This is a genomic window from Nocardia sp. CA-290969 (assembly GCF_050936135.1).
Classification (GTDB): Bacteria; Actinomycetota; Actinomycetes; order Mycobacteriales; family Mycobacteriaceae; genus Nocardia.
In genome coordinates, this window is the sequence record NZ_JBNJNJ010000001.1 from 6,803,631 (window position 1) to 6,825,174 (window position 21,544).

Annotated in this window: 20 protein-coding genes; 10 read left to right on the plus strand and 10 right to left on the minus strand. The window is 66.6% G+C overall.

Features of this window, described 5'->3' with window-relative positions:
- The first annotated feature begins 69 nt into the window (after positions 1 to 69).
- Positions 70 to 1,023 carry an MBL fold metallo-hydrolase gene (locus ACQEVO_RS31070; protein WP_432919976.1) on the plus strand — a complete coding sequence of 318 codons (954 nt, stop codon included), beginning with the start codon at positions 70 to 72 and terminating at the stop codon, positions 1,021 to 1,023.
- Between the two features lie 220 nt (positions 1,024 to 1,243).
- Here ACQEVO_RS31070 and ACQEVO_RS31075 read toward each other — a convergent pair whose 3' ends face one another.
- Positions 1,244 to 2,218 (minus strand): NAD(P)H-dependent flavin oxidoreductase, encoded by a 975-nt coding sequence (locus ACQEVO_RS31075; RefSeq protein ID WP_432919977.1) that lies wholly within the window; start codon positions 2,216 to 2,218, stop codon positions 1,244 to 1,246.
- 332 nt (positions 2,219 to 2,550) lie between these two features.
- On the opposite strand from ACQEVO_RS31075, the gene fadD5 reads away from it, so the two are divergent.
- Together fadD5 and ACQEVO_RS31085 are read left to right on the plus strand one after the other, a co-directional pair.
- Positions 2,551 to 4,119, plus strand: a complete 1,569-nt coding sequence (fadD5, locus tag ACQEVO_RS31080) for a fatty-acid--CoA ligase FadD5 (RefSeq protein WP_432919978.1) — start codon at positions 2,551 to 2,553, stop codon at positions 4,117 to 4,119.
- 145 nt (positions 4,120 to 4,264) lie between these two features.
- On the plus strand, positions 4,265 to 4,855 hold the full coding sequence (locus ACQEVO_RS31085; protein ID WP_432919979.1) for a cysteine hydrolase: 591 nt from the start codon (positions 4,265 to 4,267) through the stop codon (positions 4,853 to 4,855).
- 133 nt (positions 4,856 to 4,988) lie between these two features.
- Here the strand turns inward: ACQEVO_RS31085 and ACQEVO_RS31090 are convergent, their stop codons facing one another.
- Complete coding sequence (locus tag ACQEVO_RS31090; protein WP_432919980.1) at positions 4,989 to 7,373, minus strand: lysylphosphatidylglycerol synthase transmembrane domain-containing protein; 2,385 nt, start codon at positions 7,371 to 7,373, stop codon at positions 4,989 to 4,991.
- Between the two features lie 118 nt (positions 7,374 to 7,491).
- Between ACQEVO_RS31090 and ACQEVO_RS31095 the strand changes: the two genes are divergently transcribed.
- Positions 7,492 to 8,091 (plus strand): GDSL-type esterase/lipase family protein, encoded by a 600-nt coding sequence (locus ACQEVO_RS31095; RefSeq protein WP_432919981.1) that lies wholly within the window; start codon positions 7,492 to 7,494, stop codon positions 8,089 to 8,091.
- 96 nt (positions 8,092 to 8,187) lie between these two features.
- Here the strand turns inward: ACQEVO_RS31095 and ACQEVO_RS31100 are convergent, their stop codons facing one another.
- On the minus strand, positions 8,188 to 9,555 hold the full coding sequence (locus ACQEVO_RS31100) for an ABC1 kinase family protein (RefSeq protein ID WP_432919982.1): 1,368 nt from the start codon (positions 9,553 to 9,555) through the stop codon (positions 8,188 to 8,190).
- A gap of 240 nt (positions 9,556 to 9,795) precedes the next feature.
- Here ACQEVO_RS31100 and ACQEVO_RS31105 point away from each other — a divergent pair, with 240 nt between their 5' ends.
- The gene (locus ACQEVO_RS31105; protein WP_432919983.1) at positions 9,796 to 10,584 is read left to right on the plus strand and encodes a GntR family transcriptional regulator; all 789 of its coding nucleotides are present in this window, start codon (positions 9,796 to 9,798) and stop codon (positions 10,582 to 10,584) included.
- Between the two features lie 104 nt (positions 10,585 to 10,688).
- Here ACQEVO_RS31105 and ACQEVO_RS31110 read toward each other — a convergent pair whose 3' ends face one another.
- Positions 10,689 to 11,816 (minus strand): NAD(P)H-dependent flavin oxidoreductase, encoded by a 1,128-nt coding sequence (locus ACQEVO_RS31110; protein ID WP_432919984.1) that lies wholly within the window; start codon positions 11,814 to 11,816, stop codon positions 10,689 to 10,691.
- A gap of 168 nt (positions 11,817 to 11,984) precedes the next feature.
- Positions 11,985 to 13,382, minus strand: coding sequence for a hypothetical protein (locus tag ACQEVO_RS31115; protein WP_432919985.1), 1,398 nt, complete (start codon positions 13,380 to 13,382; stop codon positions 11,985 to 11,987).
- A gap of 153 nt (positions 13,383 to 13,535) precedes the next feature.
- On the opposite strand from ACQEVO_RS31115, the gene rpsF reads away from it, so the two are divergent.
- The 5 genes from rpsF (at position 13,536) to dnaB (ending at position 17,277) form a co-directional block, all read left to right on the plus strand.
- A complete protein-coding gene (gene rpsF, locus ACQEVO_RS31120; RefSeq protein ID WP_432919986.1) occupies positions 13,536 to 13,823 on the plus strand; it encodes a 30S ribosomal protein S6 in 288 nt (95 codons plus the stop codon).
- A 95-nt stretch (positions 13,824 to 13,918) separates the two neighbouring features.
- Positions 13,919 to 14,458, plus strand: coding sequence for a single-stranded DNA-binding protein (locus ACQEVO_RS31125; RefSeq protein ID WP_280400827.1), 540 nt, complete (start codon positions 13,919 to 13,921; stop codon positions 14,456 to 14,458).
- Between the two features lie 55 nt (positions 14,459 to 14,513).
- Positions 14,514 to 14,765 carry a 30S ribosomal protein S18 gene (rpsR, locus tag ACQEVO_RS31130; RefSeq protein WP_033246575.1) on the plus strand — a complete coding sequence of 84 codons (252 nt, stop codon included), beginning with the start codon at positions 14,514 to 14,516 and terminating at the stop codon, positions 14,763 to 14,765.
- 18 nt (positions 14,766 to 14,783) lie between these two features.
- The gene (rplI, locus tag ACQEVO_RS31135) at positions 14,784 to 15,239 is read left to right on the plus strand and encodes a 50S ribosomal protein L9 (RefSeq protein WP_432919987.1); all 456 of its coding nucleotides are present in this window, start codon (positions 14,784 to 14,786) and stop codon (positions 15,237 to 15,239) included.
- A 655-nt stretch (positions 15,240 to 15,894) separates the two neighbouring features.
- Entirely contained in the window at positions 15,895 to 17,277 is a 1,383-nt protein-coding gene (gene dnaB / locus ACQEVO_RS31140; RefSeq protein WP_432919988.1) for a replicative DNA helicase, read from the plus strand.
- Between the two features lie 29 nt (positions 17,278 to 17,306).
- On the opposite strand, the gene ACQEVO_RS31145 is transcribed toward dnaB, so the two are convergent.
- The 5 genes from ACQEVO_RS31145 to ACQEVO_RS31165 all read right to left on the minus strand — a co-directional run bounded on the left by ACQEVO_RS31145 (position 17,307) and on the right by ACQEVO_RS31165 (position 21,428).
- Positions 17,307 to 17,621 carry a DUF1330 domain-containing protein gene (locus ACQEVO_RS31145; protein ID WP_432919989.1) on the minus strand — a complete coding sequence of 105 codons (315 nt, stop codon included), beginning with the start codon at positions 17,619 to 17,621 and terminating at the stop codon, positions 17,307 to 17,309.
- A 253-nt stretch (positions 17,622 to 17,874) separates the two neighbouring features.
- Positions 17,875 to 18,645 (minus strand): SDR family oxidoreductase, encoded by a 771-nt coding sequence (locus tag ACQEVO_RS31150; RefSeq protein ID WP_432919990.1) that lies wholly within the window; start codon positions 18,643 to 18,645, stop codon positions 17,875 to 17,877.
- Complete coding sequence (locus ACQEVO_RS31155) at positions 18,642 to 19,334, minus strand: VC0807 family protein (protein WP_432919991.1); 693 nt, start codon at positions 19,332 to 19,334, stop codon at positions 18,642 to 18,644. Before ACQEVO_RS31155 ends, ACQEVO_RS31150 begins: the two co-directional genes overlap by 4 nt.
- Before the next feature lie 128 nt (positions 19,335 to 19,462).
- Complete coding sequence (locus ACQEVO_RS31160; protein ID WP_432919992.1) at positions 19,463 to 20,089, minus strand: TetR/AcrR family transcriptional regulator; 627 nt, start codon at positions 20,087 to 20,089, stop codon at positions 19,463 to 19,465.
- Positions 20,090 to 20,315: 226 nt separating this feature from the next.
- Positions 20,316 to 21,428, minus strand: coding sequence for a DUF475 domain-containing protein (locus tag ACQEVO_RS31165; RefSeq protein ID WP_432919993.1), 1,113 nt, complete (start codon positions 21,426 to 21,428; stop codon positions 20,316 to 20,318).
- Positions 21,429 to 21,544: the final 116 nt, after the last annotated feature.

Genomic DNA, 21,544 nt, shown 5'->3' on the forward strand with positions numbered 1-21,544 from the left:
TGGGCCCGGCGGTGGCCTACCGGGGTTCATCCGGCTGTCCGGGCCCGGTGCGGCCGGTACCGTTGCGGTGTGGCTGCTTCCGTCGATGGGCGAACCCCGACCGTTCCCACGCTGCTGCGCTGCTGTGCGGCGCTGGCTGCCACACCGGCGCGGCTGCTGCGGCCACGCAAGGCCGACAACCGGCTGCTGGCCCGGCTCGAATCGGTGCCGCCACCGCCGGTGCGGGCGAGTGTCGAAGTGAGCGTGTTGCTGCAGGGCCGGATGAAAGCGCCGACCACCATCGTGGCCGAGGGCGCGCGCAGTCTCGGGCACCTGCCGATGGCGATGGGTGCCTATTTCGTCGAACATCCGCAGGCCAGGTTTCTGGTGGACCCGGCTCTCTGTGCCCATGTGCACCAGCGCGTTCTGCCGGCGCTGCCGTTCCCGATCCCACTGCTGGTGGCCCCGGACAAGCCGGTCCTCGGCCTCGGCGACGCCCTGGCCGCCCGCGATATCGATCCGGCAAGCATCGATTTCGTGCTGCCGACGCATCTGCACTGGGACCATATTTCGGGTGTGCTCGAACTCCCCGATTCGGTGCCGGTACGACTGCCCGCCGCGGAGCTGAGCTGGGCGTTGCAAGGGCCGCACGCGCCGGCCGGTGTGGTGCGGGCACCGCTGCGGGGGCGCAGCCTGGACCCGCTCGAACTGGACGGACCGCCGGTGCTCACCTTCGAGCGCAGCCTGGACCTGTTCGGCGACGGTTCGGTACTGCTGGTCGATCTGGCCGGACACACCCCGGGCAGTATCGGCGTACTCCTGGCCACCGCCGACGGCCGCCGGGTGCTGCTGGCCGGAGACGCGGTGTGGAACCGGCTGCAGATCGCGATGGTCCGGGAAAAGGCGCCGATGCCGGGGCAACTGTTCGATGCCGATCGCGACCGCGCCTTCGAGACCATCCACCGTCTGCATGCACTGCCCGCGGATATCGAGGTGGTCGCCGCCCACGACTACGACGCGGTCGCGGCCTTGGCGGCGCGCTGAAACGTCGCCGGACCCACCGGACCGGCACCGTGCGGATCGAGCCGCGGTCCATCGCGCTGCGTGAACCCGGGTGACCGCCGGGGCGCGATATCGACATCCCTGCCACCGGTGGGCAACACCACACTGACCCCAGGCATAGTGCGGGAAGCCGACCCGTCGAGAGGGCTTCCCGCACTCCGGCGCCGGAACTATCGCCATATGTCCGGCGCGGGCTCCGGGGTCAGGCGGAAACGAACCCGGCCAGCCGGGCGTTGATCAGTTCCTCGGCCTCGGTGACCATCCGGCCGATCAGCTCGGCACAGGTCGGGATGTCTTCGATCAGGCCCTGGCAGAGGCCGACCGACCAGATCCCGGCGTCCAGATCGCCTTCCTCGAACACCCGGCGGCCGCGGGCCCCGGAAACGAGTTCGCGCACGTCCTCGAACTTGCCGCCCGCCTTCTCGATTTCGACGACCTTGCGGCTGATCTCGTTGTCGGCGACCCGGGCGGTGTTGTGCATGGTGCGGAAGATCAGCTGGGTGTCGCGTTCGGAGTTGGCGACGATCTTCTCCTTGACCTGCCGGTCGATGGAGGATTCCTGGGTGCACAGGAACCGGGTGCCCATGTTCACGCCGTCGGCGCCCAGCGCCAGCGCCGCGACCAGGCCGCGGGCGTCGGCGATACCGCCGGAGGCGATGATCGGGATGGTGAGCGCGCGGGCGGCCGCGGGGATCAGCACCAGGCCGGGTACATCGTCTTCACCGGGATGCCCGGCGCATTCGAAACCGTCGATGCTGACGGCGTCCACGCCGATCTTCTGCGCCTTGAGCGCGTGCCGGACGCTGGTGCACTTGTGCACGACCTTGATACCGGCCTCGCGGTAAGCGGGCAGGAACGGCTCCGGGTTGCTGCCGGCGGTCTCCACGATCTTGATGCCGCTGTCCACGATGGCGCGCACATACTCTTCGTACGGGGGCGGGTTGATCGACGGCAGGATGGTCAGGTTCACCCCGAACGGCTTATCGGTGAGTTCGCGGGTCCGCTCGATCTCGCGACGGAGATCGTCGGGGGTCGGCTGGGTGAGTGCGGTGATGAAACCGAGCCCCCCGGCGTTGGCTACGGCGGCGACGAGTTCGGCCCGGCCGACCCACATCATCCCGCCCTGCACGATCGGATGTTCGATACCGAAAATCTCGGTGAACCTGGTCCGCAGCATCGCGTGCTCTCCTCACTTTCCGCGGATAGTCCGCGCATGCTGCATGGTGCCATGCGGATCACAGCGCGATCAACCCTGGAAGTGAGTCGTGATTCGCATAAGTGACCGAGTTGTGGGTTGCTGGTCGGCCCGCTGATGTGTCGGTATCGTCGCAAATACGCCCGTCAACGCGCGTGAACTTCTGCCACGGCCCAGTTCCTCCGGATTAACCGCTATTCGGCTCCGATTTCCTTGCCGCCGGGGAAGTGAATTGTTATTCTGCCGACATGTTCACACCGCGTGTGGCGCCGGACACTCCGGCGGGTCACGCGGTACCGAGAGGAGTACGTGGGATGACCACCGGTGCGCAGGCCCTCGACGAGCCGATCCGTTCGCGTCGCAATCACTGGAACAACCAGCTCGCCACGCACGCGGTGATGCGGCCCGACGAGGTCGCGATCCGTTTCCGCGGCGCCGACACCACCTGGCGTCAGCTGCACGAACGGTCGCTGAAATTCGCCGACGCACTTGCCCGCCGTGGCGTCGGCTTCGGTGACCGGGTGATCATCCTGGCGCTCAACTACCCCGAATATCTCGAGGCGGTCTTCGGTATCAATGCGCTCGGCGCGATCGCGGTGCCGGTGAACTTCCGGCTCACCCCGCCCGAGGTCGCCTATATCGTCGGCGACAGCGGGGCGAAGGCCGTGGTCACCGATACGGTGCTGCAGCCCCTGGCCACCGCGGTACAGGGCCAGGCGCCCGGGCTCGAACACTGCTTCGTGATCGGTGGCAGCAGCGGCGACGGCGTGATCGGCTTCGCGGACGCGCTGGCCGAGGGCGGCGACCCGCACACCCCGCTGGACATCCCCGAAGACACCCCGTGCCTGATCATGTACACCTCCGGCACGACCGGTAGCCCGAAGGGCGCCATCCTCTCCTACGGCAATATGAACGCCCAGGCCGTCACCTGTATCCGGGCTCTGGGAATCGAGATCGACTCCGTCGGTTTCTGCACCTCCCCGCTATTCCATATCGCCGGCCTCGGTAGCCTCGCGCCCGCCTTCATGCTCGGCACCAAGACGGTGCTGCACCCGCTGGGCGCGTTCGACGCCACCGAATTCCTCGACGCGGTGGAAGCCGAACAGGCCACCACGGCGTTCTGCGTCCCGGCGCAGTGGCAGCTGATCTGCGACGAGCCGACCGTCAAACAGCGCAAGCTGGCGCTGAAGGCGCTGAGCTGGGGCGCCGCCCCCGCCTCGGACACGGTGCTGAAGGCGATGGCCGATTCCTTCCCGGACGCCTTCAACGTGGCGGTGTTCGGGCAGACCGAGATGTCGCCCATCACCTGCGTGCTGGAGGGCAAGGACGCCATCCGCAAGCTCGGCTCGGTCGGGAAGGTCATCCCCACCATCCAGGCCCGCATCGTCGACGACGAGATGAACGATGTGGCGCCCGGCGAAGTCGGGGAGATCGTCTACCGCGGTCCCACCATGATGCAGGGCTACTGGAACAAGCCGGAGGCCACTGCGGACGCCTTTGCCGGCGGCTGGTTCCACTCCGGGGATCTGGTGCGTCGGGACGAAGAGGGCTTCATCTACGTCGTGGACCGTAAGAAGGACATGATCATCTCCGGCGGTGAGAACATCTACTGCGCCGAGGTCGAGAACGTTCTGTTCGCCCACCCGAAGATCCGGGAGGCCGCGGTGATCGGCCGGGCGCACGAGAAATGGGGCGAGGTCCCGGTGGCGGTGGTCGCCCTGAACGATCCCGACGGCGAACTCACCCTCGCCGAACTGGAACCGTTCCTCAACGAGAACCTGGCCCGCTACAAGCATCCGAAGGATCTGGTCGTCGTCGCGGAACTCCCGCGCAACGCCAGCGGCAAGGTCGTGAAGGTGGAACTGCGCAAGGACAACGCGTAGCCGGTACCACGCCCGGGTGCGGCGCCGGGTCGGACGGTCGGCTGATCTCCGCCTCCGGCGCCGCGCCGTATCGTCCGCCCGGTGTTCCCGGGACTGTTCCGGCCCCGCTGTGCGCCGCCGCCGCCGATGACCGAGGATCTACGGCATGCCGGATCGAAACGCTGCTGTTCTCGCCTTGCATTGGCAAGTGAATGTCATTCGCCCGGAAGGGTTCTTCGGCCCCATGCTGGCCGAACCGGTGGCTGCCGCCGGGGTGGTCCATCGGGCCGCCGACTTCCACGACAAGGCCGCCGCGCTGGGGCTGCCGATCATCTTCACCCGGTTCACCGTCCCCGAGGGCGAGGGGCGGCTGGTGCGCAACACCGCGTTCATGGAGTCGGTCGGCGCGGCGCAGCACGAGTTCCGGCCGGACGCCGCGGGTAGCCGGCTGATCGACGAGATGGCCGGGCAGGCCGACCATATCGTCGACAACCAGAAACTGTCGGGTCTGGCGGGCAACGATCTGCCGCGCTGGCTGGTGGAAAACGATATCGACACCCTGTTCCTCACCGGTGTCGCGACGAACCTCACGGTCGAGCAGACCGCCCGCCACGGCACCGACCTCGGCTTCACCGTCTACACCGTCGCGGATTGCGTGGCCGCCGCCGACCCCCACATACACACCGCCTCGCTCTCCAACATCGCCTTGGCCAGCGCCGGTCTCCGCACCACCACGGACGCCTTCCACACCAGTTGACGGTTCTGGTTCGGGGCCCGTCTCGTTCTGGAGCGACAGAGCGGTGGAGCGAAGCGGAGGAGCGGCGGAGTGAAGAACGAGACATCCGGGGGCCCCGAACTCGCGGCGGCGGAGGCGGCGCAATATATAGAGCTCAGATCCAGTTCTTTTCGGTCATCCAGCGCATCACCTGCCACCCGCAGAAGACCGGGATCCAGCAGGTGAGCACGCGATAGAGCAGTACCGACGGGACGGCGACCGCGGCCGGCAACCCGAAGGCGGCCAGGCCGCCGATGAGCGCCGCTTCGACCGCGCCGACACCGCCGGGGGTGGGTGCGGCCGAGGCCAGTGTGCCGCCGATCATGGTGACGATGGTGACGGTGATGAAGGTCGTCCCGCCGCCGAACGCCTGGACGCTGGCCCACAGCGCCAGCGCCTGGCCGAGGGTGAGCGCCGCGCAGCCGAGCACGATCACGGCGCAGCGTTTCGGGTCGCGGGCCAGGCGGGCCAGTTCCGCCACCACCTCCTGCAACTGCGGGAGTACCGAATTGTTGAGCCAGCGGCGCAGTTTCGGGACGAACATGAAGGTGCCGGCGATCCCCACCCCCACACCGCCGATGAGGTAGAGCACGGTGGGCGAGGGTACGAAATGCGACAGGTCCGCCGAGGTTCCGGCGGCCACACTGAACAGCACCAGCAGGCCGATATGCGTGGACACCTGCACCGCCTGCTGCAAGGCGACCGCCGCGGTGGCGCGGACCGCCCCGACACCCCCTTGCTGCAGGAATCGCACGCTCAGCGCCAGACCGCCGACCCGCGCGGGTGTGGTGGTCGCGGCGAAGGTGTTCGCGATCTGCATCAGCACCAGCGGCCAGTACTTCACCACGCCCGAGGCGCAGGCCCACAGCGCGGCGGCGGTGCCGAGGTAGGTCAGCGACGACAGTGCCAGCCCGGCCAGCGCCCACCACCAGTTGGCCTCGCGGAGCTGGGTGAAGAAGGTGGGAACCGCGCTGATGAACGGGTAGGCGACGTAGACCAGCCCGATGAGCAGCACCAGCTGCAACAGGCTCTTGCGGTTGAACCGGGTGATCTGCTCGGCCTCGATCCGGTCCTGCCCGGTTTGGGTCCGCACTTCGTCGCGGGCCGCGGTCACCACCGATTTCCAGCCGGCGATCGAGTTGCGGATGCCGCGGGGCATGGCGAATTTGGTCAGCCGGCGCGATGCGGTGAGCACGGTCTGTTCACCGAGTACGCCGATCGCCGAACGCACCGCCGCCGCCGGCCCGAACACCGCGGCCATGGAAACCAGCAGCTGGGCGATATCGGATTGCAGCTGGGCGTCGGAGGCGCACAGTTCGGCCGTGGTGAACCCACCGAATTTCGCGTCGCCGTTGTGCACCCGGATTTCCGCGGGCCGCAGTTCGCCGTGCGCGATCCCGCGTTCGCGTAGCACGGTGAGTGCCCGCCAGACCGCGTCGAGCGCCGCCGTATCGGTGGGGTCCTGTTCGATGGAGCGGCCGGCCGGCAGGGTATGCGCGTACAGCATCCAGCCGCGGGGCAGCGCCGCGACCCCTACCGGGCGGTGCGCGGCCACGCCCAGATCGCCCAGCGCTATGGCCATCAGCGCGCGATGCTCCACCGCGCGGTGCATGGAACCGTGCAGGGGCGCGGTCTCGCTGGACCGGAAGGTCACCAGGCGCCAGAGCTGCCGGACGGCGCTGAGCGTGCGCTGGTTCTTTCCGTACAACTCGACCACCAGCGCGCGTTCGCGTTCCTCGATCGTCGCCGAGAGCATCAGCGCGCCCGGGCCGGCGGGCCGGACGACGGTGAGCCGGTTGACGGTATAGCCGCGGCGCGCCAGCTGGCGGACCGCCGCGTCCAGCGGTACCTCCAGCGCGGGTGTGCCGACCAGCAGCACGATCACCGCGCCCACCAGCCAGCCGAGCGCCAGCCCGAACATGGCGCGCGCCGGGACGACGGTGCTGACCACCAGATGGATCGGCGCGAAGGCCAGGATCAGCACCCACAGCCAGCGCCGCGGCCGCACCGGCAGCCACGGGCTCGATACCGTGAGCACCGCGGCCAGCATCGCGATCCAGCGCGGATCGTCGAGGAACTGCTGCAGGAAGGTCTTGTCCGCGAGGTTCTCCGGCACCTGCAGATGCCACTGCGGCGCCGAGAGCCCGCTCGGTGTGATGGACAGCAGCAGCCCTGCCACGATGCCGGCGGTGGCGTAGCCGGCGAGCAGTTTCCAATGCCCGCCCCACACCAGTTCCACCAGGATCGCGAACGGCAGGATCAGGATGGCGATCCCGTAGACCAGGTACACCAGGTTCGACTGGTCGGCGTTGAGGAATCCGACGATATTGGAGACCGAACGTTCCAGCGCCAGCCATTCGGGCCGGGTGATCAACGATCCGGCGATCACCACCGCCACCCCGATGATCGCGAATACGACGCGCAGGATATCGCTGGTCCGCCGGGTGAGCGGTTGTAGCAGGTTGCCCGTTACCGGGATTTCCCGCCCGTCGACTCGCATGTCGTATCGGTACTTTCGGATCGAGGTGAAGCCGGTCGGCCGCCCGTGCCCACCAGTTGGTGAGTATGCAGGAGGCCGAGCCGGACGATACACATCAACACGCTGCCAGAATCGGGGGGTGAGCAGTGATCTACGCATCTGTTTTGTGGGCGATTCGTTCGTCGCCGGGGTCGGTGACCCGCAGGCTCTGGGCTGGACGGGCCGGTTGACGGCGCACGCCCATGCCGCGGGCCGGGCGCCCACCACCTACAACCTCGGTATCCGCGGGCAGACCTCGACCGAGATCGCCGCCCGGTGGCGGGCGGAATGCGAGCCCCGACTGCCTCGTGATGTGCAGGGCCGGGTCGTGTTCTCGTTCGGGGTCAACGACAGCATGCAGGTAGGGGACCGGACCCGGGTGGACGCCGGCAACTCGGTGGCGAATCTGATCGCGGTACTCGCCGGCGCGCGGGGGCGGGAGTGGCCGGTGCTGGTGGTGGGCCCGCCGCCGGTCGACGACCCGGCGCACAACCGCCGCATCGCCACGCTCGATGAGCTGTTCGCGAAGGTCTGCGCCGAGAGCGGGGTCCGCTATGTCGGCAGCGTTCACCGGCTGGCGGCCGATCCGGTCTGGATGGCGCAGGTGCGGGCGGGTGACGGGGCGCATCCCGGGGCGGCCGGATATGCCGCGTTCGCGGAATTGGTGCTGCCTACCTGGCGGGAATGGCTGGCATACTGACCGTTTACTCGTATAAATAGGATAGTTCTTCCGTAAAAAGACGTTCCTCACCGGAAAAATGTCCCAGACGGTGCGATTGATGCAGGCTCTCGCGGCCTACTGGGCGGAGGCGCTCGAAGTGCGTCGCATGGTGTCGAATACCCCGGCGAGTTCCGGGACCGACCGGACCAACTCGGCGGCATAGTCGCACTCGGCCTCCAGCTGGCTCAAGGTCCCCAGCATCGTCAGCCCGGCCCGCACGAACGGCGTGCAGTCCGGGGGCAGGGTCAGCTCGCGCATCACATTGTTCAACCGTGGACTGGTGACGCGCAGCACCTGCTTCCGAAACCACCTGGTGGTCAACCGGAAACGCTCATGGCGCACCGGTTCACCACACGCCGAGAGCGCCGAAGCCAGCGCCGCTGCGTCGAAATCCCGCCCGGGTAGCGCGAACCCGTGCGTGCGTACAGCCGATTCCAGCGCCGCCGGCCCGCCGTTGAAAATCGCGTCACACATCTGCACGGTCATCTCGGTGAACCCCGGATGCGGCCACGGCGCGCACGCGCCGAAATCGACCACTCCGAGCCGGCCGTCGGGTAGCAGCCGCAGATTGCCGGGATGTGGGTCGCAATAGAGCAATCCGTGCCGTTCCCAGCGGGTCAAGACGAAACGCATCATCAACTCGCCGACCCGGTCGCGCTGCTCCCGGCTACCCGATTCGATGATCCGGGACACCGGGACACCGGGCAGCCATTCCGAGATCAGCACATCGCCGCGCTGTTCGAGCACCTCCGGGACCCGGAATTCGGCGCTGTCGCGGTATTCGGCGGCGAAAGCCCGCTGATTGCGCGCTTCCCCCGCGTAATCGAGCTCCGCACGCACGCTCTCGCACAACGCCTCGGTCACCGATTTCACATCGGCGCCCGGCAGCAGCACCGACGCCAGGATCGATACCCGCCGTAACTGCACCAGATCCGATTCCACCGCGGTGCGGGCACCCGGGTACATGACCTTCACCGCGACCTCGCGCCCGTCGTGCCAGACCCCGCGATGCACCTGACCGATCGAAGCGGCCGCCGCCCGCCGATCATCGAACTCGCGGAACAATTCCCGCCACTGCGGTCCGAAGGTCTCGGCCAGCACACCCCGCACCGTGGCGGGCATCATGACCGGTGCCGAATCCTGCAGCTTGGCCAGTGCCACCTGATAGGGCGGCGCCAGATCACGCGGCAGGGCCAGCTGGTAGACCGCCAGCAGCTGGCCGAGTTTGGCCGCACAACCCTTCAGCTCTCCCAGCACCGCGAACATGTGTTCGGCGGTGCGGGTCTGGATATCGCGGTTCACCTCGTGCGCCGGCCGGCCGAGCGCCCGGCGGCCTGCACCGGCGGCCTGCCGTCCCGCGTAGGCGACCGGTAGCGCCATCAGTTTGGCGCTGCGCAGGGCCGGTCGCACGGGAGGTGCGCCGGGATCGCGTCGACTGCTCATACTGTGCCTCCGGGCATGAGTCAGGGCCCCCGGTGGTAACGCTGCGACTCTGACACGCTCACACTCTATCCATCGCAGATGAGCCAGACGTCTCCATGGTGACCCTCGGCGGCGATTTCCGGTCGCCACTCGCTCATATATGTTTCATCCGCGCCGGGATTTCGCCTGTTCTCGTGTGCAGCCCGACATATTTGTGCATAGACTGTCTGGGACGTAACAGCTGCCGAGAGAGGTGTATCCATGGGGTCCCGCACGGTGGTCGCCGATGTCGCCGACGAACTGGCGCGGCGGGTCGCCGCGGGGGAATACCAACCGGGTGAACTGATGCCCTCGGTGCGTCAGGTGGCCGACGAATTCGAGATGAACCGGGCCACCGCCCAGCTCACGCTCGGCCGACTCGAATCCTACGGTTTCGTCGAGGCGCGGCGCGGTAAAGGTTTCACCATCCGCGAGGTCCGCTCGGCCGGCGGCCTGGATGTGTACCGGCACCTGTTCCGGTTCTCCGTGCCGATGCCCGAGGTCGCGATCGAGATGTTCCGCGATATCGTCGAGGTCGAACGCGGGATCATCCTGGATGCGCTCCTCGCCTACACCGGTGCGGCGCCCGGCGGCCCGGTGGCCGCGGGCTTCGATCTCGCCGAACTGAAGGCCGAAGTCGACGCCCTCGAAACCCTGGCCCGCACCGACGTTCCCGATCACCGCCGCATCCTGGCCATCGAAATCGGTATCGTCCGGCGGCTACTGGTCGCCCTGGAATCGAGTATGCAACGCGCCATCCTGAATTCGATCGGCGAAATGGTGCTCGAGGTACCGGAAGCGGTCGAAGCCTATTTCGCCGGCGCCGCCGACCTACATGTGCTCGTCTGGCGGGCACTGATCGCGGTCTGGGAATCGGAATCCGGACCGTCACCCGCCCAGCTCGCACTCTTCGAGGATCTGTTCGGGATCTACCACAACAAGGTCATCGCCCGCTTCGAAGAACTCGTCGACACCCAGGGCCAGCCCGAAATCCACGCCGTAACCGCCTGAGGGGCTGTGTTTTCGGCGCCGACTCCGTCGGCGCGGGGGTTCGGCTCGTCGAGTCCACTTGGCGGTGCGCGGGGCCTTTCGTGCCCCGCGCACCGGCGTCGCCTTTATCCCGCGTCGTTGAGCTTGTTCAGGCGCTCGCAGGCGTTGACGTACTCCTCGATGAGACGGTTCATCACATCGGCGGAGCGCTCCGTCTTGTTCATCATGCCGACGATCTGACCCACCGGGTTGAAGTTCACATCCTTGGCGGCCTCCGGGTAGCGGTGACCGCGCTTCACACCGTCGAGCGCGACCATCATCTGCAGCGGCATGGGCAGCGGGTCCGGGGTGTCCTCGGCTGCCCACGCGTCGGTCCAGTCGTTGCGCAGCATCCGGGCCGGTTTACCGGTCCAGGCGCGGGACCGGATGGTGTCGTTGCTGGTGGCGTCGATCAAGCTCTGCATCTGCGCGGGCGGCACATTCGCCTCTTCCACGGTGAGCCAGATAGAGCCGGTCCAGGCGCCCGCGGCGCCCATCGCCATGGCGGCCGCGACCTGGCGGCCGTCGCCGATACCGCCCGCCGCGAGCACCGGCAGATCGCCCACGGCGTCGATGACCTGCGGCCACAGCACCAGCGAGGAGACCTCACCGCAGTGGCCGCCGCCTTCGGTGCCCTGGCACACCACGAAGTCCAGCCCGGCGTTCTTGTGGTTCATGGCGTGCTTGACGGAACCGCACAGCGCGCCGATGAGCCGCCCGGACTCCTGGATCTGGGAGACGAACTCCGGCGGCGGGGTACCCAGCGCGTTGGCGACCAGCTTGGCTTTCGGGTGCTTCAGGATCACCTCGACCTGCGGAGCGGCGGTGGTCGCCGTCCAGCCGAGCAGCTGCGGGTGCACCTCGTCCTCCGGAAGCTTCGGCACTCCGTGGTCGGCCAGGATCTTCTCGGCGAAATCGCGGTGGCCCTGCGGGACGTGCTTGACGAGTTCGGCCTCGAGCTGTTCGGGGGTCAGGCCCTCGATGCCCTTGCCCTCGTACTTGGAGGGGATCACCAGGTCGACACCGTAGGGGTTGTCGCCGACGTGTTCGTCGAGCCAGGCCAGCTCGACCTCGAGCTGTTCGGCGGTGAAGCCGACCGCGCCGAGTACGCCGAGACCGCCGGCGTTGCTGACCGCGGCCGCCACATCGCGGCAGTGGGTGAAGGCGAAGATGGGGAACTCGATCCCCAGCCGGTCGCAGATATCGGTACGCATGGCGCTGCTGGTCTCCCTATGCCTGGAACAAGTTACATAATTGCCGCGCGGCGGCTGATCCGGCCGCTGTCACCCGGCGGACCCGAATGCGCCGCGTGCCGTGGGTGCGGGCCGCGCGTACGCAGGGATCCGGCAGGTGCCATACCTTGAATGTAACACGTTCTAGTTTTATTGGAACCTATTCGCCGCTGCCGGCCCCCGGACCGCACCGCGCGCACCCGGCGGCTCCAGCCCCTCCCGCGGCACCCGCACCGGGACCTTCAGGAAGAGCGTGAACAGGAAGATCAGCAGGGTGGCCCGGCCCCAGACACCGAAACGCACCACCGCCTCCATCGCCTCGATCGAATGACCGGTGCCCATCGCATAGAAGTAACGGAACACGCCCACCCCGATCGCGATATCGGCGAGCAGATAACTCCACACCACCGGCCACGGCACGGCCAGCACCACCAGGAACGGAATCAGCCACAACGTGTACTGCGGGGAATGCACCTTGTGGAAAACCAGGAACCCGCACAGCATCGCCCCGCTGACACCGATCCACGGGTAGACGCCCGTTTCGAGATAGCGCCGCCGGCCTGTCCACAGCGCCAGGACGAACGACGCGGCGATCAGCGCCGGGGACGCGATCGCGACGGTATCGGCGAAAGCCGCGGTGCCCACCCGGTCCGTGCCGAACAGCGGCCGCAACCCCCAGAACCAGATCGAATTCGTGGTGATATCGGCCTGCCGCTGCTGCTGGAATTCGATCGACGCCCGCCAGCCGTCGTAGCCGGCGATCGCGAACGGCAAATTCACCACCAGCACCGTCGCGGCCGCGGCGGCACCGGTGTACAGCGCACCACGGATATCGAGCCGGGTCCGGCCGGTGTCGGCGCGCCCGCGTTCACCGCCGGTCAGTACATACAGCATCAGCGGCGCCACGAAAATCGCCGGATAGATCTTGAAACAGAAACCGAGTCCCAGCAGGACCGCCGCGCAAACCGCCCGGGTTCGCAAGGGCCACCGGGCGAGCGTCAGCACCCCCATCGCCGCCACCGTCGTGCACACCACCGGCAGTTCCCAGTTGTGGAACGCGTAGAGCACCAGCGGTGGCCCCACCGCCCACAGCAGGGCGGCCCGGCCCGCCATCCGGGCCAGCAGCCAGGCGGTGAGCAGGGCGAACGGCGCAAGCAACAGTGCCGATTGCAGCAGAAACATCGCATCGTTGTCCGCACCCAGCGCGCCCAGCCACATCAGCAGGCCGCTGAGCACCGGATACTCCACGGCCCCGCCGGTCAGTGCACCGTCGGCGGTGATCCCGCCGTGAACGTAGGGAAAAATATGCTGATCGATATCGCGGCCGAGCCAGAGGAACTGGATATCGGAATAGCAGACCCAGGCGTCCTTGACGTAATCGAAAGCGACACTGCGACCGTCGGCGCGAAACGGCGCACCCGCACAGCGGGCCTTGTTCAGAAATGCCACCGCGAGCGTGATTCCGCACAGCAAAACTGCCGCGGTCACCGCCGTCTGCCGGGAAACGCGACCGCTCGCGAACGCGCGCGCGGCCGCTCCGATCGACATACCGATCACCTTAGTGGCCGGGGCCCGTACAACCGCGGGGATCGATTTCGCGGTGATCCGCCCCCTCAGGTACTCTTGCCCGGTTGCTGACGCGACGACCTCCTGCCACGGAACGTCCGTGGCCGATCACAGACCACAGGAGGTGATTGGTTCGTGCGTCATTACGAAGTGATGGTCATCCTCGATCCGAGCATGGACGAGCGCACCGTCGGGCCGTCCCTGGACAATATGCTCAACGTTGTGAAGACCGAGGGCGGGAAAATCGACAAGGTCGATATCTGGGGCCGTAAGCGCCTCGCCTACGAGATCCGCAAACAGGCCGAAGGCATCTACGCGGTTATCGATCTGACCGCCGAGCCCGCCACGGTGAGCGAACTCGACCGCCAGCTGGGTCTCAACGAGCAGGTGCTGCGCACCAAGGTTCTGCGCAACGAAAAGTAGTTCCGGCGGTACCGCCGTTTCGTCGGAGCCTGTCTCTAGGCTCTAGCGCAACAGCGAGTGCACTCGGACTGCACACCGAGCAGGAGGAACCCACCATGGCAGCAGGCGATACCGTCATCACGGTCATCGGAAATCTGACGGCCGATCCCGAGCTTCGATTCACGCCCGCGGGCGCGGCGGTAGCGAATTTCACCGTTGCGTCGACACCGCGCATCTTCGACCGTAATACCAACGAATGGAAAGACGGCGAGGCACTGTTCCTGCGGTGCAATATCTGGCGTGACGCGGCGGAGAACGTCGCCGAAAGCCTCACCCGGGGTTCCCGGGTGATCGTCAGCGGCCGGCTCAAGCAGCGCTCCTACGAAACCCGCGAGGGTGAGAAGCGCACGGTCGTCGAGCTCGAGGTCGACGAGGTCGGTCCTTCGCTGAAGTACGCCACGGCGAAGGTCAACAAGACCAGCCGCGGCGGTGGCGGTGGTGGATTCGGTTCCAACAGCGGTGGTGGTGGAAACTACAACGCCGGCAACAGCGGCGGTGGACGTTCCGAACAGGGCGCAGCGGAAGACCCGTGGGGTAGCGCGCCCGCGGCCGGCTCCTTCGGGGGCGGCCGGATGGACGATGAACCGCCGTTCTGAGACGGCCCGCACAGACCCGCGTCGGCGGGTCGCCAAGAATACGGAGTGAACGAAAATGGCCAAGGCACCGGCGCGCGAAAAGGTGCTCAAGAAGAAGGCTTGCACTTTCTGCAAAGAGAGCAAGACCGGACCTGTCAATATCGACTACAAGGACGCACCGCTGCTGCGTAAGTACGTCAGTGAGCGCGGTAAGATCCGCGCCCGCCGGGTCACCGGCAACTGCGTGCAGCATCAGCGCGATATCGCCATCGCGGTGAAGAACTCGCGTGAGATGGCGCTGCTGCCCTATGTCTCGACGGCTCGCTGAGAAAGGTCGGTCAAGCATATGAAGCTCATCCTGACTGCCGACGTCGACAATCTCGGCGCTCCCGGCGACACCGTAGAGGTCAAGGACGGCTACGGCCGTAACTACCTGCTGCCCCGTGGGCTGGCGATCGTTGCCACCCGTGGTGCGCAGAAGCAGGTCGAGGGAATCCGCCGGGCCCAGGAGGCCCGCCGGGTGCGCGATCTCGGCCATGCCAACGAACTGAAGCAGGCCATCGAGAACCTGGACTCGGTGTCGCTGTCGGTCAAGACCGCCGGCACCGGCAAGCTGTTCGGTTCGGTGACCCAGTCCGATGTCGCCGCGGCGATCAAATCGGCCGGTGGGCCGGTGCTGGACAAGCGCAGCATCGAACTGCCGAAGGCGCATATCAAGGCGACCGGTAAGCATCAGGTCACGGTGCATCTGCACCCTGATGTCGCCGCGAAATTCGCCCTGGAGGTCGTGGCCGCGGGCTGACCGCGGTCTCGGCACGCTCCGACCGGAGGTCACGCAGTCGCGTGATCTCCGGTCGCTGTGCTCTGTTCTACGGGGGATGTTAGCCAGCTGATAGCTGTCGTTCGTCTACGAATCGGCGCGTGTGGTCGTATCGCAAGCGTCCGGTTTGTTGTGTCCGGGTTATCCACAGGATGTGAAGCCTGTGGATCAATCACAAAACCAACCGGATGTATTGTGACGTAGCTCATATCTGTTCGCCCGCCCGTTAACTCAACACGCCCGGCTGTTCATCGGCACCGACACGCCGATACTTTGTTTATCCACACTGTGTTGACGGGGAAAATCCCGGTCTAGCTGGGGATTTTTGGCGGCTGACCTGCGTTTTCCCCAAGTTCTCCACAAGTTGTGCACAACCAGGGGTGAACTATCCCCAGGTTATCCACAGGTCTGTCCACAGGTCCGTTTGGCATGTGGATAGAACCTCGCCTAGGTTCATCGCAGCACCATCGTCAAAGCCCCGCCGCAACCCGGCGGAACGGATCTATCTGGGTGATAGCTGGGATGTCTGATCACTGGTCACAGACACTTCCCGTACCGGCGAGTCTGTCGGACCCATGCGGTAGAACCAATCGGCACAAGGGTGCGTCCGGTCTGGAGGAGAGGACGGTCGAGTCTGATGGCAGTCGTCGATGACCGCGGGCACACGGACTTCCCACCCGAGCCGCCCGGTGAGGACTTCGGGCGTCAGCCGCCGCACGATATGGCCGCCGAACAGTCGGTACTGGGCGGCATGCTGCTCAGTAAGGACGCCATCGCCGACGTGGTGGAGGTGCTGCGCTCCGGCGATTTCTACCGCCCCGCGCACCAGGCGATCTACGACACCATCCTCGACCTCTACGGCCGCGGCGAACCGGCCGACCCGGTCACCGTCGCCGCCGGGCTGGATCGTAGCGGCGAACTGAAACGTATCGGCGGCGCCCCCTATCTGGTCACTCTCACGCAGACGGTCCCCACGGCCGCCAACGCCGGCTACTACGCCGAAATCGTCGCCGAGAAGGCCATCCTGCGCCGCCTGGTGGAGGCCGGCACCCGCATCGTCCAGTACGGCTACGCCGGCGCCGACGGCCAGGACGTGGCCGAGGTGGTCGACCGGGCCCAGGCCGAGGTCTACGAGGTCACCGAACGCCGGACCTCCGAGGATTTCCTCCCCCTGGAAGACCTCCTCCAGCCGACCATGGACGAAATCGACTCCATCGCCTCCCGCGGTGGAATCTCCCTCGGCGTCCCCACCGGCTTCTCCGAACTCGACGAGATCACCAACGGCCTGCACCCCGGCCAGATGATCATCGTCGCGGCCAGGCCCGGTGTGGGCAAAAGCACGCTCGGTATGGATTTCATGCGCAGCTGCTCGATTCGGCACGGGCTGGCGAGCGTGATCTTCTCGCTGGAGATGAGCCGGACCGAGATCGTCATGCGCCTGCTCTCGGCCGAAGCGAAGATCAAGCTCGGCGATATGCGGTCCGGGCGGATGAGCGACGACGACTGGACCAAGCTGGCGCGGCGGATGAGTGAGATCAGCGAAGCGCCGCTGTTCGTGGACGATTCCCCGAACCTGACAATGATGGAGATCCGGGCGAAGGCGCGGCGGCTGAAACAGCGGCATGACCTGAAACTTGTTGTGGTGGACTACCTCCAGCTGATGACCTCCGGTAAGAAGGTCGAATCACGGCAGCAGGAAGTCTCCGAATTCTCCCGGCACCTCAAACTCCTGGCCAAGGAGTTGGAGGTGCCGGTGGTTGCGATCAGTCAGCTCAACCGTGGTCCGGAACAGCGGACCGATAAGCGTCCGCAGGTCTCTGACCTGCGTGAATCGGGATCTTTGGAACAGGATGCGGATATGGTGATCCTGCTGCACCGGCCCGACGCGTTCGAACGAGACGATCCGCGCGGCGGTGAAGCGGACCTTATCCTGGGCAAGCACCGTAACGGGCCGACCGCGACGATCACCGTCGCGCACCAGCTGCATCTTTCGCGGTTCGTCGATATGGCCCGCGGCTGACGGATCTCTCACTCCTCCGCTGACCGCGATCAGGCCGGGAGCGAGAACCCTTCGGGCGGGGAGCCCTCGGTGAACAGCATCTGTACCCGGGCTTTACCTTCCCGGATCTGCCGGGCTTGCCGATACTCGGGCGAGTCGTACCACTGCCGGATCCGATCCATATCGGGAAACTCGATGACGAGGATCCGGGGTGAATCCCAGGTGCCCTCGACGGGTTCGGGTGTGGGACCGGCGACCAGATAGCGGCCGCCATGACTGAGAATCGACTTCTGGGCCACCGGGGCGTAGGCCCATCCGGCCTCCTCGTCGAGCACCTCGACGTTGACGATGACGTAAGCGGGCATACGGTTCCCATCGTGGACACGGCGTGTAGTTATGTCACGCATAAGAATATCGACGCCCCTACAGCCGTAGCGCCACCGATGAATTCCCGGTTGCGGATTTCACCGGAGAGTGGTTCGCCGAGCTGGTGGAGCGCGCGGTCAACGGCGTCGAACTGCCCGACTACGCGGGGCTGCCGGACCTCGAAGTCCCGGCCGGTCTGCTGACTGCCTCGTCGACCGAGTCGTAAGTCGTGCATGGCGGGTGGCGAAAGCGTCAGGCATGCCAGGGGCGGTCCCCGATCAATGCTGCTTCGGCGCCGCCGTCGGCAAAGATCACCTGGCCGGTGACGAAGCAGTTCTCCGGTCCCGCCAGCCAGCTGATGAGGTGCCCGACCCATTCCGGGTGTCCCGGGAAGCCGCCGAGTGGTTGTGGCGCGGCGGCCTCGACGGCGGTGCGTACTGCGTCGTCGGCGAAGATCCAGGCGGCGGCCGGGGTGTCCACGACGCCGGGGGCCACCGCATTGAGCGGGATGCCGGCGCCTGCCCATTCGGGTGTCGGAGCGACTCGGCGCACCCATCCGTTGAGGGCGCGCTTGGCGATGCCGTAGGCGTAATCGCGCAGGGCGGGGTCGGCGTCCACCAGTGCTGTTGCGGTGGTTTCGTCGCCGTCGGCGCAGGCCCGCATGATTCGTTCGTCCGCGGGCGCCAGTGATGCGGTCGAGGACACGGCAACAGCGCGGGGCGCCTGGCTGCCCGCCAGGAGAGGCCGCAGCCCTTCGAGGGTTGCGACCGCACCGAAGTAGTTCGTCTCGAGGAGCCCGGTCCGGCCGCCGCCGGCTATCGCGAGTACCGCATCGATGTGACCCCACTTCGCCACCTGATCGACCAGTGAGCGGCGTCCGTCCGGTGTCGACAGGTCGGCGATGATATCCGCGTCGTTCAGATCGCAGCCGATGACCCGGGCACCCCGGTCACGCAGGATTGCCGCAGTGGCGGCACCGATACCCGAAGCCGAGCCGGTGACGACGTATCTGCGTTCGGTCATCGGCCCGCCCCACTCTGTTCGGCGGCGGGAGGTTCGATCGAGAGGTACGGTGCGCCGTTGCGCCGAAAGTACACCTGACTGCTCACCTCCGCGAGGACGATCAGCACCACCAGCTTCAGCGCGCCGATCAGGGGGACGCTGTCGACCGGCATTGTGTAGGCCAGCACTACTGTGGTGGCCGCGTCGAGTAGCAGCGCGCAAGCCCAGATCACCGTGCCCACGTGCACAACCCGCCGAAAGGGCGGCTTGTCACGCCATGCGACGTTGATCTGCTCGCGCAACGAGTCGCCGGTGAAGAGCCGCAGGGCGGACAGATAGTACGGCGTCTGCGTAAGTGTGAGAAGGATCCAGCCGCCTGCCGCCGCGGTGATCAAGCCGTCCCGCGCCAGCAGAGTCCTCGGGCTGCCGGTCAGGAACGAGAGTCCGACGCTGAGCAGAAGGACGGTCATGACGAGGCCGGCGAGCATGTCGATCCGCCGCTTCGTCACCACCGAGTACACCGTCGCGGCGGCCGGTGCAATGAGGCCCAGCATCAGTGCCCACCAATGGCTGACCCCGGCAGCCCGCAATCCGTAGAACACCGCGATCGGCGCCGCTGCGTTGACCACCAGACTCATGACGATCGCGCGCTGTGGGCGGGGCGCGCCGTCGGCCGGGCCCAAGTCGGTTGCGCGGGAGGGCGGGTTCATTGCAACCCGCCGGAACCGGGCGAACCCACAAAATTGACCATAAGGTCAATAGTAACTGACCGTATGGTCAATAGTCGAACGGAACCTGTGCCCGGTGCTGATCCGGCTTTCTGGCGACCTCCGCCGCGTCAGCTCCTGGTCTGCATTCCACCGAGCAGGATGTCTGCGAGTCGCGCCGCGTAGTCGTGCGGTTCGACCTCTGGATGTTCTTCGAGGTAGGCGAGCATGATGTCGATCGAGCCCTGGTAGGTGACCGCCATGACCGTGGTGTCGAAACGACCCAGACTGCCCTCGGCCTGCCCGCGACGGAACAGTTCCTCCTGCCCCTGGTATGTCGCGTCGTAGAAGTCGGTGGTCACCTGTTCGCCGCCGTCCGGATGGCGCAGGTTGTGCACGATGCGGTTCAGCGCGACCAATTCGTTTCGCCGGGTGCGCACCTGAAGGGCGGCCGCACGCAGGGCGGCGCGGATGATGTTCGGCACGGGCTCATCGAGGTCGAGTTCGTCGACGATATGTTGCCGCAAAGTCTCCATCGTCGCCTTCGCCGTCGCCGCCATGAGGTCTTCTTTGCCGGTGAAGTAGTGCCAGATCAATCCTTTGGCCACATCGGCGCGCTGGGCGATCCGGGTCAGCGACGCGCCCTCGTAACCGCGTTCGGCGACCTCCTCGATTGCCGCCGTCATGATCTGCTTCCGGCGCTGCTCCTCGCTGAGGCGTTGCCGCGGGCCGCGGGTCGGGCGGGAGGCGGACGTCATAACAGAGCCGGCTCCCGCGAAGGTTTCCTGTCCACGCCGCGCATGCTACTGCCCGCTCGCGTACGGGGCTGTCGCCGTGCGGTACGCCGCGATTGCTGCAACGGACACCCGTTCGGTGAGGACGCAGGTCGCTGCATGGTGGAGATCGCGGCCGTGGCGTCAGGGAAAGACAGCGGGAGCGGACCGTGACGGTCCGCTCCCGCGGTTTCGGCTGTTCGATATCGGGTCAGGCGACCGGAGTGGGCTCCGGGGTCGCCGATTCCTTCGGCTCGTCTTCCTTGCGATTGCGGCGGATGCTGGAGATCACCGCGGCGCCGATGAACGCGACACCGATGAGACCGGTGACGAGTTCGTGGACGTGGATATCGCCGACCGTGATCAGCAGGATCAGCGCCAGGGCGCCGATCGCCCAGTGGGCACCGTGCTCGAGGAACACGTATTCGTTCAGCGTGCCCTTGCGCACCAGGTAGACGGTGATCGACCGGACGAACATGGCGCCGATCAGGCCCAGGCCCAGCGCGATGATGATCGGGTCGGCGGTGATGGCGAACGCGCCGATCACACCGTCGAAGGAGAACGAGGCGTCGAGAACTTCCAGGTAGAGGAACAGGAAGAACCCGGCCTTACCGGTGGCCTTGGCCAGCTCGGACGGGCCGCCGGACGCGTTTTCGGCCTGTTCCTCGACGTGGAACATCGAACCCAGGCCGTCGACCGCGATGTAGAGGATCATGCCGAGCAGACCGGCCAGCAGCACGGTGGAGCGGGTGTCGTCGTGCGCGAGGAACTCCGCCGACAGCACCAGGCCGATTCCTGCCACGACCACCGACACCATGTCCAGCTTGCCTGCCTTGGCCAGCGGGCGCTCCAGCCAGGACAACCACTTGACTTCCCGGTCCTCGAAGATGAAGTTCAGGAACAGCATCGCGAGGAACATGCCGCCGAACGCCGCGATCTGCGGGTGCGCGTCGGTGAGCAGGGTCTCGTAGCTGGGGCTGCCGTCGGGGAAGGTGGCCGCGTCGTTCGGCGGCGGGTTGAGCGCCAGATCGAAGGCTTCGACGGGGTTGAGGCCCGCGGTGATCCACACGATGGCCAGCGGGAAGATCAACCGCATACCGAAGACGGCGATCAGGATGCCGATGGTGAGGAAGATCTTCTGCCAGAACTCACTCATCTTTTCCAAGACGGTGGCGTTGATCACGGCGTTGTCGAACGAGAGGGAGACTTCGAGGATGCCGAGGATGAGGCAGAGCGCCAAGGCGGTGGGGCCGCCGTAGAGGAACGCCACTATCAGCGACAGCACTGTGACGACTATGGAGAAACCGAATATTCGCAGGACCACTCTGGGACCTTTCGTGTGCGGTGGCCGGACTGCGGTCGGTATCCCGGCCGTTAACGAGAAACCTGGTCGGCGGTCCCCGGGGACCTCTGGTCACCAGCGTTACCGCTCTTGTCACC

Excerpts from the sequence above, each read along its gene's own strand:
- ACQEVO_RS31110 (WP_432919984.1), bottom strand. The coding sequence starts at position 11,816 with ATGCGTACCGATATCTGCGACCGGCTGGGGATCGAGTTCCCCATCTTC.
- ACQEVO_RS31075 (WP_432919977.1), bottom strand. The coding sequence starts at position 2,218 with ATGCTGCGGACCAGGTTCACCGAGATTTTCGGTATCGAACATCCGATC.
- fadD5 (WP_432919978.1), top strand. The coding sequence starts at position 2,551 with ATGACCACCGGTGCGCAGGCCCTCGACGAGCCGATCCGTTCGCGTCGC.
- ACQEVO_RS31155 (WP_432919991.1), bottom strand. The coding sequence starts at position 19,334 with ATGAACCCGCCCTCCCGCGCAACCGACTTGGGCCCGGCCGACGGCGCG.
- ACQEVO_RS31085 (WP_432919979.1), top strand. The coding sequence starts at position 4,265 with ATGCCGGATCGAAACGCTGCTGTTCTCGCCTTGCATTGGCAAGTGAAT.
- ACQEVO_RS31090 (WP_432919980.1), bottom strand. The coding sequence starts at position 7,373 with ATGCGAGTCGACGGGCGGGAAATCCCGGTAACGGGCAACCTGCTACAA.
- ACQEVO_RS31100 (WP_432919982.1), bottom strand. The coding sequence starts at position 9,555 with ATGAGCAGTCGACGCGATCCCGGCGCACCTCCCGTGCGACCGGCCCTG.
- ACQEVO_RS31150 (WP_432919990.1), bottom strand. The coding sequence starts at position 18,645 with ATGACCGAACGCAGATACGTCGTCACCGGCTCGGCTTCGGGTATCGGT.
- rplI (WP_432919987.1), top strand. The coding sequence starts at position 14,784 with ATGAAGCTCATCCTGACTGCCGACGTCGACAATCTCGGCGCTCCCGGC.
- ACQEVO_RS31145 (WP_432919989.1), bottom strand. The coding sequence starts at position 17,621 with ATGCCCGCTTACGTCATCGTCAACGTCGAGGTGCTCGACGAGGAGGCC.
- ACQEVO_RS31115 (WP_432919985.1), bottom strand. The coding sequence starts at position 13,382 with ATGTCGATCGGAGCGGCCGCGCGCGCGTTCGCGAGCGGTCGCGTTTCC.
- rpsR (WP_033246575.1), top strand. The coding sequence starts at position 14,514 with ATGGCCAAGGCACCGGCGCGCGAAAAGGTGCTCAAGAAGAAGGCTTGC.
- dnaB (WP_432919988.1), top strand. The coding sequence starts at position 15,895 with ATGGCAGTCGTCGATGACCGCGGGCACACGGACTTCCCACCCGAGCCG.
- ACQEVO_RS31160 (WP_432919992.1), bottom strand. The coding sequence starts at position 20,089 with ATGACGTCCGCCTCCCGCCCGACCCGCGGCCCGCGGCAACGCCTCAGC.
- ACQEVO_RS31105 (WP_432919983.1), top strand. The coding sequence starts at position 9,796 with ATGGGGTCCCGCACGGTGGTCGCCGATGTCGCCGACGAACTGGCGCGG.
- ACQEVO_RS31125 (WP_280400827.1), top strand. The coding sequence starts at position 13,919 with ATGGCAGCAGGCGATACCGTCATCACGGTCATCGGAAATCTGACGGCC.